Source organism: Fodinibacter luteus (genome assembly GCF_039541575.1).
GTDB classification, from domain to species: domain Bacteria; phylum Actinomycetota; class Actinomycetes; order Actinomycetales; family Dermatophilaceae; genus Fodinibacter; species Fodinibacter luteus.
The window spans coordinates 118,436-133,907 of record NZ_BAABGM010000008.1; the positions used below are offsets into that span (position 1 = coordinate 118,436).

The 15,472-nt window shown below is 73.8% G+C and carries 14 protein-coding genes; 11 read left to right on the forward strand and 3 right to left on the reverse strand.

Going from position 1 to position 15,472, the window contains the following annotated elements; genetic code table 11:
* Nucleotides 1–184 precede the first annotated feature (184 nt).
* The 4 genes from ABD899_RS06520 to ABD899_RS06535 all read left to right on the forward strand — a co-directional run bounded on the left by ABD899_RS06520 (nucleotide 185) and on the right by ABD899_RS06535 (nucleotide 6,726).
* Nucleotides 185–1,114 (forward strand): heme o synthase, encoded by a 930-nt coding sequence (locus tag ABD899_RS06520; protein WP_345203899.1) that lies wholly within the window; start codon nucleotides 185–187, stop codon nucleotides 1,112–1,114.
* 176 nt (nucleotides 1,115–1,290) lie between these two features.
* A complete protein-coding gene (locus ABD899_RS06525) occupies nucleotides 1,291–1,494 on the forward strand; it encodes a hypothetical protein (protein ID WP_345203726.1) in 204 nt (67 codons plus the stop codon).
* Between the two features lie 31 nt (nucleotides 1,495–1,525).
* Nucleotides 1,526–4,414 carry a helix-turn-helix transcriptional regulator gene (locus tag ABD899_RS06530; protein WP_345203729.1) on the forward strand — a complete coding sequence of 963 codons (2,889 nt, stop codon included), beginning with the start codon at nucleotides 1,526–1,528 and terminating at the stop codon, nucleotides 4,412–4,414.
* 92 nt (nucleotides 4,415–4,506) lie between these two features.
* Nucleotides 4,507–6,726 carry a catalase gene (locus tag ABD899_RS06535; RefSeq protein WP_345203732.1) on the forward strand — a complete coding sequence of 740 codons (2,220 nt, stop codon included), beginning with the start codon at nucleotides 4,507–4,509 and terminating at the stop codon, nucleotides 6,724–6,726.
* A gap of 22 nt (nucleotides 6,727–6,748) precedes the next feature.
* On the opposite strand, the gene ABD899_RS06540 is transcribed toward ABD899_RS06535, so the two are convergent.
* Genes ABD899_RS06540 through ABD899_RS06550 form a run of 3 tightly spaced genes read right to left on the reverse strand, consistent with a single transcriptional unit; the run spans nucleotide 6,749 to nucleotide 9,193 of the window.
* Entirely contained in the window at nucleotides 6,749–7,687 is a 939-nt protein-coding gene (locus ABD899_RS06540) for a COX15/CtaA family protein (RefSeq protein WP_345203735.1), read from the reverse strand.
* A gap of 46 nt (nucleotides 7,688–7,733) precedes the next feature.
* Entirely contained in the window at nucleotides 7,734–8,486 is a 753-nt protein-coding gene (locus ABD899_RS06545; protein WP_345203737.1) for an ABC transporter permease, read from the reverse strand.
* Nucleotides 8,483–9,193 (reverse strand): ABC transporter ATP-binding protein, encoded by a 711-nt coding sequence (locus tag ABD899_RS06550; RefSeq protein ID WP_345203739.1) that lies wholly within the window; start codon nucleotides 9,191–9,193, stop codon nucleotides 8,483–8,485. The genes ABD899_RS06545 and ABD899_RS06550 overlap by 4 nt, the downstream gene beginning before the upstream one ends.
* Nucleotides 9,194–9,218: 25 nt before the next feature.
* On the opposite strand from ABD899_RS06550, the gene ABD899_RS06555 reads away from it, so the two are divergent.
* The 7 genes from ABD899_RS06555 (at nucleotide 9,219) to ABD899_RS06585 (ending at nucleotide 15,463) form a co-directional block, all read left to right on the forward strand.
* On the forward strand, nucleotides 9,219–9,890 hold the full coding sequence (locus ABD899_RS06555) for a phosphatidylserine decarboxylase (RefSeq protein WP_345203740.1): 672 nt from the start codon (nucleotides 9,219–9,221) through the stop codon (nucleotides 9,888–9,890).
* Nucleotides 9,887–10,798 carry a CDP-diacylglycerol--serine O-phosphatidyltransferase gene (gene pssA, locus ABD899_RS06560; protein ID WP_345203742.1) on the forward strand — a complete coding sequence of 304 codons (912 nt, stop codon included), beginning with the start codon at nucleotides 9,887–9,889 and terminating at the stop codon, nucleotides 10,796–10,798. Before ABD899_RS06555 ends, pssA begins: the two co-directional genes overlap by 4 nt.
* Before the next feature lie 115 nt (nucleotides 10,799–10,913).
* Nucleotides 10,914–11,759 carry an IS5 family transposase gene (locus ABD899_RS06565; protein ID WP_345203744.1) on the forward strand — a complete coding sequence of 282 codons (846 nt, stop codon included), beginning with the start codon at nucleotides 10,914–10,916 and terminating at the stop codon, nucleotides 11,757–11,759.
* Nucleotides 11,760–11,827: 68 nt separating this feature from the next.
* The gene (locus tag ABD899_RS06570; RefSeq protein ID WP_345203747.1) at nucleotides 11,828–12,517 is read left to right on the forward strand and encodes a helix-turn-helix transcriptional regulator; all 690 of its coding nucleotides are present in this window, start codon (nucleotides 11,828–11,830) and stop codon (nucleotides 12,515–12,517) included.
* Nucleotides 12,514–13,935: a Fe-S cluster assembly protein SufB gene (gene sufB / locus ABD899_RS06575; protein WP_345203751.1), complete on the forward strand. Its 1,422-nt coding sequence runs from the start codon at nucleotides 12,514–12,516 to the stop codon at nucleotides 13,933–13,935. The genes ABD899_RS06570 and sufB overlap by 4 nt, the downstream gene beginning before the upstream one ends.
* A complete protein-coding gene (gene sufD, locus ABD899_RS06580) occupies nucleotides 13,935–15,113 on the forward strand; it encodes a Fe-S cluster assembly protein SufD (RefSeq protein ID WP_345203753.1) in 1,179 nt (392 codons plus the stop codon). The genes sufB and sufD overlap by 1 nt, the downstream gene beginning before the upstream one ends.
* Nucleotides 15,110–15,463 (forward strand): non-heme iron oxygenase ferredoxin subunit, encoded by a 354-nt coding sequence (locus ABD899_RS06585; RefSeq protein WP_345203755.1) that lies wholly within the window; start codon nucleotides 15,110–15,112, stop codon nucleotides 15,461–15,463. Before sufD ends, ABD899_RS06585 begins: the two co-directional genes overlap by 4 nt.
* Nucleotides 15,464–15,472 lie beyond the last annotated feature (9 nt).

A 15,472-nucleotide genomic window follows, 5' to 3' on the forward strand; every position in this document is an offset into this window, starting at 1 on the left:
CTGCGGCTGCTCGTGGTCTTCGTGCTCACTGGGGCCTCTCCTGCGGGGGTCGTGCACACGGTGGGACGGATCCCGACCACCCTAGTGTCTGGGGTACGGGTGTTTGGGGCCGCCGACGGGCGGACGGCTAGAATCGCCGGACACCCTCCAGGCCGACCCGAAGGACGACGTGGCCACGACCCCGATGACGACCGACACACCGTCGGTCCCGCGGCTCGGGCGACGCCGGACGGTGGCCGGCTACGTCGCCCTGACGAAGCCGCGCATCATCGAGCTGCTGCTCGTCACGACGGTGCCGGTCATGTTCCTCGCCCAGGGCGGGGTGCCCCCGCTGTGGCTCGTCGTCGCGACCCTCGTCGGCGGCACCCTGAGCGCCGGGGCCGCCAACACCTTCAACTCCGTCTACGACCGCGACATCGACCGGCTCATGCACCGCACGAGCAACCGGCCGATGGTCACCGGGGCGATCAGCACCCGCAACGCCCTCGTCTTCGGCGCCGTCCTCACCGTCGTCTCGACGCTGTGGTTCGCCCTCGTCGTCAACGTGCTGTCCGCCCTCCTGTCCCTGGCCGCGATCGCGCTCTACGCCGTCGGCTACACGATGCTGCTCAAGCGCCGCACGTCGCAGAACATCGTGTGGGGCGGCGTCGCCGGCTGCATGCCGACCCTCATCGGCTGGTCCGCCGTGACCGGGACGGTCGGCTGGCCCGCGGTCGTGCTCTTCCTCGTCATCTTCTTCTGGACCCCGCCGCACTACTGGCCCCTGTCGATGGCCTTCCGCGACGACTACTCCGCCGCCGGCGTCCCGATGCTGCCGGTGGAGCAGGGCCCCGTCGCCGTCGGCCGCCAGATCGTCGCGTACTCCTGGGTCATGGTCGCGACCTCCCTCGTCCTCGTCCCGGTCGCCGGCATGGGGTGGGTGTACGCCGGCACCGCGCTGCTCGCAGGGCTGCTCTTCCTCGTCGAGGCCCACCGGCTGCTGCGGGCGGCCCGGGGCGGGCTCACCGGGGTCGCGCTCAAACCGATGCGGCTCTTCCACTACTCCATCACGTACGTCACGCTGCTCTTCCTCGCCGTCGCGGTCGACCCGCTGCTCCACGTCGCCATCGCCTGACGCGTCCAGCGCCGCTCACCCACGAGTCGGCGCTGCGGCCCGGGATGGCTGAGGTACCTCAGGCGTGCCGACGGCCGACGGGATACGCCGCCTGCCCGATGTGCCGCCCCACCTCAGCGGACGAGATTGGGTCGTGCCGGGAGAGACGCTCCCGGCAGCAGACACCAGGAGTGACCGTGAACACCTACGCGGACCAGCTCTTCCTCCGGGCCGAGATCGACCGTCGCCTCGAGCTGTTCGGGCTCGCCGACGCCCGGCATCCCTCGCACCGGCCGGCCGCGCGCCGCCGCCGACTGTTCCACCTGGCCCGCCGGGTGCGGCGGGTCCTGCGGCCGGCACCGGCCGGCATCCCCGCCCCGGGCCGGCCCCGCCACCCGTGACCCCGGCCCCGACCGGTGCCATGATCGAGCCGTGCCGCCTCGTTCCGTGACCGAGCTCGTCGGCCGCCGGGAGGAGGTCCACCGCGTCGTCGAGGCCCTGGGCTGGGACGACGGGGGAGGTGGGTCCGTCCTCGTCGGCGGCGATGCCGGCATCGGCAAGACCGCCCTCGTCGGGCACGTCGTGCACCGCGACCCCGCCCGCCGCACGCTCCTCGGGCACTGCGTGGGCGAGGTGGGCCCGAGCCTGCCGTACCTGCCCTTCGTCGAGATGTTCGCGGCCCTCGACACCCGGGAGCGGGGGCTCGTGGACGACCTCGTCGTCGACCACCCGGGCCTCGTGCCGCTCGTGCCACGGGCGGCGTCGGGGGCCCGGGCCGACCCGGTGCGCTCCGAGCTCGTCGAGGCGGTCCACGCCGTGCTCGCCGACCTCGGCCGGCGCGCGCCGCTGCTCGTCGTCGTCGAGGACGTCCACTGGGCCGACGAGTCGACCCGCGAGCTGCTCACCCTGCTCTTCACCCGCGGCGCCCCCGACGGGATCGGGCTCCTCGCGACCTACCGCAGCGACGACGTCCACCGGCGGCACCCGCTCGCCGGGACCCTCGCGGTGTGGTCCCGGCTCCCGGCCCTGACCCGCGTCGAGCTCGGGCCGCTGCCCGACGCCGACCTGCGCAGCATCGTGCGGCGGGCCGGGGCCGACCTCAGCGAGGACGTCGTCGACGAGGTCGCCCGGCGGGCCGAGGGGAACGCCTTCTTCGCCGAGGAGCTCGCCGCGGCCGCCGGCGACCGCGCGGGGTCCGGCCCAGCCGACCTCGCCCGGCTCCTGCTCACCCGGGTCGACCGGCTCGACGACGCGGCCCAGGGCGTCGTGCGGGTCGCCGCGGTCATCGGCCGGCGGGTGCCGCACGCCCTCCTCGAGCGGGTCGCGGGCGTCGAGCCCGCGGTGCTGCGGGCCTGCCTGCGCTCGGCGGTCGAGCACCACGTCCTCGAGCCCCGGGGGGAGCGTGGCTACGAGTTCCGTCACGCGCTGCTGGCCGAGGCCGTCACGGACGACCTCCTGCCGACGGAGCGCCTCCAGCTGCACCGCGCCTGCGCGGACGCCCTGCGCGACGACCCCACCCTCGGGACCGCCGCCGACCTCGCCCGTCACGCCCTGGCCTCCGGCGACCGCGAGGCGGCGCTCACGGCATCCGTGCGGGCGGGGGACGCCGCCCGGAGGATGGGTGGGCCGGCGGAGGCCCTGACCCACTACGAGACGGCGCTCACCCTCGCCCTGTCCGGGGACGACCCCGGCGCCGGTCACCGGCTCACCCTGCGAGCCGCGGCCGCCGCCAACGGCAGCGGCCGCACCGGCCGGGCGATGGCGCTCCTGCGAGCCAGGCTCGCCACCGACCTGCCCACGGCGCACGAGCGCGCGGAGCTGCTGTGCGGCCTCGCACTCGCGGCCCGGATGACCGAGGAGCGGGTCGACCGGCTCGCCCTCACCCGGGAGGCCCTCGACCTGCTGGGCCCGGACGCCCCGGTCGGCCTGCGCGTCGGGGTCCTGACCCGCCGGGCGGAGGCGCTCATGGACGGCGGTGCCCACGCGGAGGCCCTCGCCGTCGCCGACGAGGCCATGGCCCTGGCCGTCGAGCACGACCTCACGGTCGACCGCACCGACCTCGCGTCGATCCTCGCCCGGCTCAGCGAGACCGCCGGGGACCCGGGCGAGTCGATCCGCCGGCTCGAGGGTGCCGTCGCCGCGTGGACGAGCGCCCCCGACCTCGCCCTGCTGCGCGCGATGCACATCCTCGCGTCGGTGCACTACCGCCAGGGCGACCACGCTGCCGCCCTGGCCGCCTTCGAGCGCACCCTCGCCGAGGCGCGCCGTGCCGGCCTCGAGTGGTCGGTCTACGGGGTCGACACGCGGGCGATGGCGGTGACGACGGCCTACGAGATGGGGGAGTGGGAGCACGCGATGCGCCTGGCCGACCACGCCGCGGAGGTGGGGATGCCGGCCTGGGCGGTCGCGAGCGTCGACGCGGCCGCCGCGGGGGTGCGCGCCGCCCGGGGGGAGGTGGGCGCCGAGGACCTGCTCGCCGCGACCCGCCCGTGGTGGCCCGAGGACGGCCGGATCGCGGTGCAGTCGGGGGCCGCGGCCCTCGACCTGCTCGGCCGGGCCGGCGACGTCGACCGGATGCTGGCCCTGCACGCCGAGGTCGTCGGGTTCCTCCGACAGATCTGGGGCGAGGGGCGGGTGGCCGCGGAGGTCCGTCTCGCGGCGATCGTCACGGGCCACCTCGCGTCGGCCGTGCGAGGCGCGCCGACGGGCCGACGGGCCGGGCTGCGGGCCGAGGCGGAGCGCCTCGCCGCCGAGGCCGCGGCCGTCTGGGGCGAGGGGTCGGTGCTGTCCGCGCCCACCTCCGAGGGGCGGGCCTGGCAGGTCCGCGCCCGGGCCGAGCTCGAGCGGGTGCGGTGGGCGTGCGGGGAGGCCGTCGCCGTCAGCGACCTCGTCGGCCTGTGGCGCTCGGTCGTCGACCTCTTCGACGGGCACGGCGAGCCCTACGAGGGGGCGCGGGCCAGGGGTCGCCTCGCCGAGGTGCTGCTCGCGGCGGGTGACCCGGCCGCCGACGAGGTGCTCCGCTCCGCGCGCGCGACGGCCCGCTCGCTGCGCGCCGGCCCCCTCGAGGAGTCCCTCGGCCGGCTCGGCTCCCGGCCGGCGGCGACCGGCCCCACCGGCCTCACCGCGCGCGAGGCGGAGGTTCTGGGCCTGCTGGCCCGGGGTCGGTCGAACGGGGAGATCGGCCGCGCGCTGTTCATCAGCACGAAGACGGCGAGCGTCCACGTGTCGCACATCCTCGCCAAGCTCGGCGTCGCCTCCCGCGGCGAGGCGGTGGCCCGGGCCCGGGCCCTCGGGCTCCTCGCGGACGACGCCGCCTCCTAGGGGCCCGGGTGCCACACGGCATCGGTCACCGCCGTCCGCGCCTGACGACGCCGTGGCGAATAGGGGCAGGTCGGCGCGGGTAGACGTCCCCCATGAGCACCGATGACGCAGCCCGTCCCACTCCGCCCCCCGGCGCCCCGACGCACGCCGCCGCCCCGCTCGAGGAGCCGACCTCGCCGCGGGAGCCCCTGCCGCCCAAGCCCGAGCAGCAGTCCCCGGTGCCCACCACCCCGACGGGAGCCCCGCTCGATGCCGAGCCCACGGACATGGCCCAGCAGGGGGCCTTCCTCACGACGTCGACCGGCACCCGTCTGCGCGACACGGACCACTCGCTCAAGGCCGGGTCACGCGGGCCGACCCTGCTCGAGGACCACCACCTGCGCGAGAAGATCACCCACTTCGACCACGAGCGCATCCCCGAGCGGGTCGTCCACGCCCGCGGCGCCGGAGCACACGGGGTGTTCGTCGGCAACGGCGCCGCCGCCGACCTGACGAGCGCGGCGTTCCTGCGCGAGGGTGTCGAGACGCCGGTGTTCGTCCGCTTCTCGACGGTCATCGGCTCGCGCGGCTCCGCCGACACGGTGCGCGACACCCGCGGCTTCGCGACGAAGTTCTACACGACGGAGGGCGTCTTCGACCTCGTCGGCAACAACATGCCGGTCTTCTTCATCCAGGACGGGATCAAGTTCCCCGACGTCGTCCACGCCGCGAAGTGGCACCCGGACCGGGAGATCCCGCAGGCCCAGACGGCGCACGACACGTTCTGGGACTTCGTGTCGCTGCACACCGAGGCCCAGCACCACACGATCTGGGCGATGTCGGACCGGGCCATCCCCCGTTCCTACCGGATGATGGAGGGCTTCGGCGTCCACACCTTCCGGCTCACCGCGTCCGATGGAAGCACCACGCTCGTGAAGTTCCACTGGAAGCCGCTCCTCGGGGTCCACTCACTCGTGTGGGAGGAGACCCAGATGATCGCCGGGGTCGACCCGGACTTCCACCGTCGTGACCTCTACGACTCGATCGAGGCCGGCGCGTACCCCCAGTGGGAGCTCGGCATCCAGGTCTTCGAGGACACCGAGGAGCAGGTGTTCGAGGGCATCGACCTGCTCGACCCGACCAAGCTCGTGCCCGAGGAGCTGGCTCCGGTGCAGCCCATCGGCATCCTCACCCTGAGCGGCACCCCGACGAACTTCTTCGCCGAGTCCGAGCAGGTCGCGTTCCACGTCGGCCACCTCGTGCCGGGCATCGCGGTGACCGACGACCCGCTCCTGCAGACCCGCCTGTTCTCCTACGTCGACACCCAGCTGACCCGGCTCGGCGGGCCGAACTTCAACCAGCTGCCGATCAACCGGACCCACGCCCCCGTCAACGACATGCTCCGCGACGGGATGCACCAGAGCGCCGTCCACGGCGGGGTCGCGCCCTACAAGCCGAACACCCTCGACGGTGGCTGCCCCTTCGTCGCCGGGGACGCCGAGAACGCCTATGTCGACGTGCCGAGGGCCGTCCCCGCGAAGAGCCGGACCGTGCGCGAGCTGCCGGCGTCCTTCGACGACCACTACAGCCAGGCGCGGCTGTTCTGGCTGAGCATGACCCCGGTCGAGCAGGACCACATCGTGCAGGCCTACACCTTCGAGCTCGGCAAGTGCTACGACGAGACGATCCGCCGGCGTCAGGTCGACTGCCTGACCCGGATCGACGGCCGGCTCGCGGCCTCGGTCGCGGCGGGGCTCGGTCTGCCCGAGCCCACCGCGGCAGAGGCGCAGCCGGGCGACACCGCCCCGAGCCCTGCGCTGTCGCAGCTCGGCGAGGAGTGGCCGGTCGAGGGTCGCACGGTCGGCGTCGTCGTCGACGAGGACGCCGACCCCGACGTCGCCGCTGCCGTCGTCGCGGCCCTCGCGGAGGCGGGCACCGTCCCGCTCCTCGTCGCGCCGCGCGGCGGCCCCGTCTGGCCGGACCGGGCCGAGGTCGCCCACCGCACCCTCCTCACGGCGCGGTCGGTCGAGTTCGACGCCGTCGTCCTCGTCTCGGTGCCGCCCCCGGCTCCGAACGCCCTGCAACCGCTCGACACCAAGGCCGCCGCCGTCGCCACACCGGCCGTCGACGCGCGGGTCAGCCTCCTCGTCGACGAGGTCTACCGCCACGCGAAGGCGATCGGGATCGTCGGTGGGGCCGACACCGCGACCGCGGTCGGCCTCAGCGAGGCGGTGCCGGGCGTCCACGTCGGCTCGGCCGACGCCGTCGTGGAGGACCTCCTCGCGAGCATGCGACGGCACCGCGTCTGGGAACGCTTCGCCACCTCGTCGTGAGGGCGGCCTCCTCCGGGTCGCCCTACGTGCTGACCGCGCCGGTGCGTCGGCGCAGCGCGAGGATGCCGTGGGTCAGCGCGACGACGAGGAGCGTCGCCCCGAGCATGTGGGCGATGACGAGTGCCTCGGGCAGGTCGGTGAAGTACTGGACGTAGCCGACGACGCCCTGGGCGAGCGCCACCCCGAGGACGACGAGCCAGGCCCGCGCGGGACCCTGCGCGGCGCCCGCGGTGAGCCGGGCGGCGAGCCACGTCGCCACGACGAGGCCGAGGAAGAGCATGACGACGTCGGCGTGCAGCCACGACACGGTGCGCGCGTCGAGGCCGAACCGGGCGGGTTCGTCGGCGTCGCCGGAGTGCGGGCCCGACCCGGTGACGACGGTGCCGAGGACGAGCACGAGCCCCGCGACCGCGCAGGTGGCCCACGCGAGGCGGCTCACGAGGACGGGGACGAGCGGGACCGGGGCCACGGCATCCTCGTGCCGGGCGAACCACAGGTAGGACGCGGCCGCGACGAGCCCCATCGACACGAGGAAGTGCGCGGCCACCGTCGCGGGGTGCAGGCCGAGGAGCACGGTGGCGCCCCCGAGCACGGCCTGCCCGACGACCCCTGCGAGGACGAGGACCGAGGCGACCTTCATCGCCCGGCGCGGTGCCCAGCGCCACACGGCGACGACCGTCGCGAGGGCGAGCAGCCCGAGCACCCCGGTCAGCGTGCGGTTGCCGAACTCGATGTACTTGTGGAAGCCCTCGGCCTGCTCGAGCGTCGGCGTGATCGACCCGTCGACGCACTCCGGCCACGTCGGGCAGCCGAGCCCGCTGCCCGTGACGCGCACGAGCCCGCCCGTGACGACGATCCCGACCTCGGCCACGAGGTTGGCCAGGAGGATCGGGGCCAGCCAGCGGGAGCCGGGGTGAGGGGCCGGTGGGGCCGTGGGGTCGGTCGTGCTCGTGCTCGTCACGGGCACAAGGCTACGGCTCGGGTCCCGGGGTTCGACGGGCCGGTCGTCAGTCCGACCACCGGAAGGAGCGCCGGGCGACGAGACCAGCCACGACCCCCCACGCGGCCAGCACGGCCCACTGCGCCCACGGCCAGCCACCGTCGACGAGCGAGGCGCGCAGCGCGTCGCCGAGCGCCCCGGACGGCAGCGCCGCGGCGACCGCCGGCAGGGGCCCGGGCAGCTCGGCGGTCGGCACGAGCAGGCCGAGCCCGAGGAGCAGCACCCAGACGAGGTTCGCGACGGCGAGCACGGCCTCGGCGCGCAGGGTGCCGGCCAGCAGCAGCGCCAGCGCGACGAACGTCGCGCTGCCGAGCAGCAGGCCCAGCGCGGCCGGGACGAGCCCGCCCGGGGCGGGCCGGGCGCCGAGGGCCAGCCCGAGGCCTCCGAGCACGACGACCTGGACCCCGAGCACCGACAGCACCGCGAGCGCCTTCCCGGCGAGCAGGCCGTCGCGGCCGAGGGGGGTCGTGCCGAGCAGCCGGAGCACGCCCGAGCGCCGGTCGAAGCCGGTGGAGATCGCCTGCCCGGTGAAGGCGGTGGACACGACGGCCAGGGCGAGGGCCCCGGCGGTCGCGAGGTCGACCCGCTCGCCCGGGCCGAGGTCGGGGACGGACGACAGGGCGAGACCGAGGAGGGCGAGGGCGGGCAGGAGCACCGACACGAGCAGCTGCTCGCCGTTCGCGAGGAGCAACCGCGTCTCGAACGCGGCGCGGGTCAGCACCCGCCGCCGTGGTGGGGCGGCGACCCCGGGGGCGCTCATCGCGCCGCCCCCGTCGTCAGGGCGAAGTACACGTCCTCGAGGGTGCGCCCGCCGCGCACCTCGTCGAGGGTGCCGTCGGCGACGACCCGGCCCGCGGCCATGATGACGACGCGGTCGGCGAGGCGCTGCGCCTCCTCGAACGAGTGGGTCGTGACGACGACGCAGGCCCCGCGGGCCGCCTCGGCCCGCACGAGGTCCCAGACGGCGAGCCGCGCGTGGGGGTCCAGCCCCGCCGTCGGCTCGTCGAGGAAGAGGACGTCGGGCCGGGGGAGGAGCGCCGCGGCGAGCGCGACGCGCTGGCGCTGTCCGCCGGACATCCGTCGCACGGTCGTCCCGGCGAACGACTCGATGCCGAGGCGCCCGGCGAGGTCGGCCACCGGGACCGGGTCCCGGTACAGGTCGGCGAGGTGGCGCAGGAGCGGGAGCGGGCGGCTCGTCGTGGGCAGCCCGCCCTCCTGGAGCATGACGCCCACCCGGGCGCGGTGCTCCGCGCCGGACCGCCACGGGTCGGCGCCGAGCACCCGCACGACCCCGGCATCCGGGCGCTGGAGGCCCTCGAGGCACTCGACGGTCGTCGTCTTCCCCGCGCCGTTCGGGCCGAGGAGCGCGGTGACGGTGCCGGCGTCGGCGTCCCAGCTCGCGCCGTCGACGGCGACGGTCGCCCCGAACGACCTGCGCAGCTCGCGCACGTGGACTGCACCCGCCATGGTCGGACATCCTAGGCTGGCGTCCATGCCACGCATCGACCGGGAGGCCGGGCCCGCCACCGCCGTGGCCGCCGCGCCCGCCGCCCTCGCCCTCCTGCTCGGCCGGCCCCGCGCGGCCGCCGCGCTCGGCGTCCTGGCGCTCGCCGTGGCCGCCTTCTTCCGCGACCCCGACCGCACCCCGGACCACCGGCCCGTCCCCGTCGACGACGTCCTCTCGCCCGCCGACGGCAAGGTCATGTACGCCGGGCCCGGCCAGGTCGGCGTCGCGCCCGAGGGGGAGTGGCAGCAGGTGAGCATCTTCCTGTCCGCCTTCGACGTCCACGTCAACCGGGCCCCCTACGGCGGCCGGGTCACCGAGGTCGTCCGGCGTCCCGGCCAGTGGCTGGCCGCCTACCGGCACGAGAGCGCCCACCTCAACGAGCGCAGCGACATCACGGTCGAGCGCGAGGTCGGCGACGAGCTGCGGCGCGTCCACTTCCGCCAGATCGTCGGCCTCATGGCCCGGCGGGTCGTGACCCGGGTCGCCGTCGGCGACGAGCTGGGCACCGGGCAGCGGGTCGGGCTCATGAAGTTCGGCTCGCGGATGGACGTCTTCGTCCCGCCGCAGTGCGACCTGCTCGTGTCGGCCGGCGACCGGGTCGTCGCGGGGGAGACGGTCATCGCCCGATGGACCCGCCCCGCCCGGGTGAGGTCGTGAGCACACCGGCGGCCCCCGGGCGCCGCCGGATCCTCGACCGGTGGCGCCTCGTGTCCCCGACCGGGGCGCGGGTCGTCTCGCTCCGCCAGCTCCCGAAGCGCGAACGGGCCCGGCTCCTCGCGCCGAGCGCGTTCACGACCCTCAACATGGTGAGCGGCCTGTCGTCGGTGCTCCTCGCGTTCCGCGGGCACTTCACGGTCGCCGCGGTGCTCATCGCGGTGTCGATCGTGCTCGACATCGCCGACGGCTTCGTCGCACGCCTCGTCGGGGCGACCTCACCGTTCGGCCTCCAGCTCGACTCCCTCGCCGACCTCATCTCCTTCGGCCTCGCGCCGGCGATCCTCGTCCACACCTGGGCACTCGACGAGTGGCCGGTGCTCGCCTGGCTCGCCGCCTTCTTCTGGCTCGCGTGCGCGGCGTTCCGGCTCGCCCGGTTCAACGTGACGATCGACCCGCTCGCGGACAAGCGCTACTTCGTCGGCCTGCCCTCCCCGGGGGCCGCCGCCGTCGTCATGGCGACGATCCTCGCGCTCGACTCGCCGCAGTGGGGCCCCGGCACCGGTCCCTGGCGGGCGTGGTTCCCCCTCGTCGTGAGCGTCGTGCCGGCGCTGCTCATGGTCATGACGGTGCGCTTCCGGTCCTTCCGCACCCTCCTGTCGCCGACGACCCGGCCGGCGCGGGTCACGACGGCGCTCGTCGGGCTCGCCATCGTCCTCGGGCTCGTCCTCGCGCCGGGGCTCACGGCGCTCGTCGTCGCCTACGGCTACGTGCTCACCGCACCGCTCGGCGTGCTCACCGCACCGGTGCGCGAGCGGATCCTCGGCGAGGATGCCGTCGCGCCCCCCCGCCGCCGGATGCCGTCGGTCTTCCTCCCGCTCGACGAGGAGGAGGCCGACGTCGAGGCTTAGAGGTCGCGCGGATAGGTGAGCGATGTTGCTGCTGGGGTGCGTGTTGCTGACGGGGTGCAGGCACGAGCGCGAGTAGGAGAGGTGGTGTCTAGTCAGCCGTCTCCAGGAGGCGCTCGTGCCTGCTCTTCCATCCTCTCTTACCGAGCCGTTGTGGGCCCAGTTCGCGGCCCTTCTTCCCGAACGCGTCGTTGTCCACCCGCTGGGGTGTCATCGCCCCCGCATCGCCGACCGGATCGTGTTCGACAAGCTCGTTGAGGTACTGGTGCTCGGCGCCAGTTATGGCAAGGCCGGGGACCGCACCTGCTCGGCGACCACGATCCGTGACCGGCGCGACGAGTGGATCCACGCCGGTGTCTTCGACCAGCTCGAACAGATCTGCCTGGACGCCTACGACCAGGTCGTCGGGGTGGATCTGTCGAGCGTGATCGTCGACGGGTGCATCGTCAAAGCCCCCTGCGGTGGCGAGGTTGCCGGCAAATCGCCCGTGGACAGAGGGAAACTGGGAACGAAACGCTCCCTGCTGGTCGACAGCGGCGGGATCCCGCTGGGGTGTGTGATCGCTCCGGCGAACCGCAACGACTCCCCGCTGCTGCGCCCGACCCTAGAGAAGCTGGCGCGCTTCGACCAAGGGCTTGGAGTGGGACTGCCCGACCAGATCACGGTGCACCTGGACGCCGGCTACGACAGTGCCAAGACCCGTGACCTGCTCCACGAGCTGGGATGCCACGGCGTGATCAGCGTCAAGGGCTTCCCCCTACAGGCCGGCGCCCGATGGGTGGTCGAGCGGACGAACTCCTGGCACAACCGCGGGTTCAAGAAACTGGCCATCTGCACCGAACGACACGGCCCCGTCATCGACGCGTTCATCGCCCTGGCCAACGCCGTGATCATCACCCGCCGACTGATCCGCATTGCCTGGACCACCCACCGCTGGGACACCCGACCCGCCCGACGCCCGTGACCTATCCGCGCGACCTCTTAGGGTGCCCTTGCTTGGACCTGACGCCCGGAATTACCTAACATGGGTGTGTGGTTAATCCCGACACCCACGTCCTCGAGTCGCGCACGCGCGACCGGGTGCTGCGTGTCGTGAGCCAGGAGGGCCCGGTGAGCATCCCGGCCCTCGTCGAGCGGCTCGGCCTCACCGAGACGGCCGTGCGCCGGCACGTCGACGGGCTGCACGCCGACGGGCTCGTCGAGCCCCGGCCGGCGGCGGGCCCGCGCCGCCGCGGGCGTCCCGCCAAGGCGTGGGTGCTCACCGAGCACGGCCACCGCGCCCTCGTCAACGACTACGACGACCTCGCCGGAGAAGCGGTGCGCTTCCTCGGCTCCACCGTCGGCGCCGACGCCGTCCAGGCGTTCGCCGAGCACCGGGTGGCCGGGCTCGAGCAGCGCCTCGCCGACCGGGTCGCCACCGCCGGGGACGACACCGCCGAGCGCACCCGGGCCCTCGTCGACGCGCTCAACACCGAGGGCTTCGCGGCCTCGGCCCGGCCCGTCGGGCGCGGCGGCGGCCCGCTCACCGGCATCCAGCTGTGCCAGGGCCACTGCCCGGTCCAGCACGTCGCGGCCGAGTTCCCCCAGTTCTGCGAGGCCGAGACCGAGGCCTTCTCGCGCCTGCTCGGCGTCCACGTCCAGCGCCTCGCGACCCTCGCGCACGGTGACCACGTCTGCACCACGTTCGTCCCCACCCCGACCACCGAGAGGCCCTCGTCATGACGAGCCACATCGAAGAGCTGAACCCGGGTCTGAAGGGCCTCGGCACCTACGAGTACGGCTGGGCCGACACCGACACCGCGGGCGAGACCGCCCGCCGCGGGCTCAACGAGGAGGTCGTGCGCGACATCTCGGCCCGCAAGAGCGAGCCGCAGTGGATGACCGACCTGCGCCTGAAGTCGCTGCGGCTGTTCGACCGGAAGCCGATGCCGAGCTGGGGCTCGGACCTGTCCGGCATCGACTTCCAGAACATCAAGTACTTCGTGAAGTCGACCGAGAAGCAGGCCACCTCGTGGGAGGACCTGCCCGAGGACATCAAGAACACCTACGACCGGCTCGGCATCCCCGAGGCCGAGAAGCAGCGCCTCGTCGCCGGGGTCGCCGCCCAGTACGAGTCCGAGGTCGTCTACCACCAGATCCGCGAGGACCTCGAGGCCAAGGGCGTCATCTTCGTCGACACCGACACCGGGCTGCGCGAGCACGAGGACCTCTTCCGCGAGTACTTCACCTCGGTCATCCCCGCCGGTGACAACAAGTTCGCGGCGCTCAACACCGCGGTGTGGTCCGGCGGCTCGTTCATCTACGTCCCCCCGGGCGTGCACGTCGACATCCCGCTCCAGGCCTACTTCCGGATCAACACCGAGAACATGGGCCAGTTCGAGCGCACCCTGATCATCGCCGACGAGGGCTCCTACGTGCACTACGTCGAGGGCTGCACGGCGCCGATCTACAAGTCGGACTCCCTGCACTCCGCGGTCGTCGAGATCATCGTCAAGAAGAACGCCCGGGTCCGGTACACGACGATCCAGAACTGGTCGAACAACGTCTACAACCTCGTCACCAAGCGCGCGACGTGCGCCGAGGGCGCGACGATGGAGTGGATCGACGGCAACATCGGGTCCAAGGTCACGATGAAGTACCCCGCCGTGTTCCTCCTCGGCGAGCACGCCCGCGGCGAGACCCTGTCGATCGCCTTCGCCGGCGAGGGCCAGCACCAGGACGCCGGCTCCAAGATGGTCCACGCCGCCCCGAACACGAGCAGCTCGATCGTCAGCAAGTCCGTCGCTCGCGGCGGCGGCCGCACGTCCTACCGTGGCCTCGTCCAGATCATGGAGGGCGCCCACGGCTCGAGGAGCTCGGTCGTGTGCGACGCCCTGCTCGTCGACACGATCAGCCGGTCCGACACCTACCCCTACGTCGACATCCGTGAGGACGACGTCCAGATGGGCCACGAGGCCACGGTCTCCAAGGTGTCCGAGGACCAGATGTTCTACCTCATGTCCCGAGGCCTGTCCGAGGAGGAGGCGATGGCGATGATCGTGCGCGGCTTCGTCGAGCCGATCGCCAAGGAGCTCCCCATGGAGTACGCCCTCGAGCTCAACCGCCTCATCGAGCTGCAGATGGAAGGAGCGGTCGGCTGATGTCGCTGCTGACCCCCCAGCGCCCCGCGTCGGGCGCGCACACCGACAGCGCCGCGACGATGGTCCCGAACCAGTCGCGCGCCGAGCGCACGACGTCGTACACCGTCGCCGACTTCCCGCTACCCACGGGGCGCGAGGAGGAGTGGCGCTTCACGCCCGTCGACCGCCTCGGCGCGCTGTTCCGGGACGAGGCGACCGGTGCCTGCCTGGAGTGGGACGCGACGCTGCCCGACGGCGTCACGCTCCGGACGGCATCCGTCGAGGAGTGGCGGGCGAGTGGGGCCCCGGCGCCGGGTGACCGGGCCGCGGCCGTCGCCGCCGCCCACAGCGGCGGCGTCGCGGTGCTCGACGTGCGGGCCGAGGCCGAGCTCGACGCCCCCGTGCGCGTGCGGCTCACCGGAACCCGGCGCGAGGTCGTCCACGGCCACCTGCTCGTGCGGGTCGGGCGCTTCGCGCGCGCGACCGTCGTCCTCGAGCACCACGGCGTGTCCGAGTACGGCGAGGTGCTCTCCGTCGTCGCCGGTGACGGCGCGCACGTCACCGTCGTCACGGTGCAGGAGTGGGACGACGACACCCACCACCTCGCCCAGCACGACGTCGTCGTCGGGCGCGACGCCACGGTGCGGCACATCGCGGTCACCATCGGCGGCGGCATCGTGCGGATGAACACGAACGCCTCGTACACCGGCCCCGGCGGCACCTTCGAGGGCCTCGGTGTCTACTTCGCGGATGCCGGGCAGCACCTCGAGCACCGGCTCTTCGTCGACCACTCGGCACCGCACTGCCGCTCCAACGTCGAGTACAAGGGTGCCCTGCAGGGCGACACCGCGCACACCGTGTGGGTCGGCGACGTCCTCATCCGCGCCAGCGCGGAGGGCACCGACACCTACGAGCTCAACCGCAACCTCGTGCTCACCGAGGGCGCGCGCGCCGACTCGGTCCCGAACCTCGAGATCGAGACGGGCGAGATCGAGGGCGCGGGCCACGCCTCGGCGACGGGGCGCTTCGACGACGAGCAGCTGTTCTACCTCATGGCGCGCGGCATCCCCGAGGACGAGGCCCGCCGCCTCGTCGTGCACGGCTTCTTCGCGAGCGTCGTCGGCCGGATCGGCGTGCCCGAGGTCGAGCACCGCCTCATGGCGGCCATCGAGCGCGAGCTGTCGGGGGGTGCCGCATGAGCGAGCAGCTGACCGACACCGACTTCGTCCGGGTCTGCCGCCTCGACGAGCTGCCCGCCGTCGGCGCCGCCGCGGCCGACGTCTACGGCCAGGTCATGGCGATCGTGCGCGCGGGGAACGGCGAGCTGTACGCCCTCGACGACACGTGCACGCACGCCAACGTCTCGCTGTCCGAGGGCGAGGTCGAGGGCCACACGCTCGAGTGCTGGCTCCACGGCTCCCGCTTCGACCTGCGCAGCGGCGAACCCTCGGGCCCACCGGCCACCGTCCCCGTCAACGTCTACCCGGTGAAGGTCGAGGACGGCGAGGTCTACGTCGGCACGACCCCCATCACCCCCCGAAGCGACTGAGGAAAGAGC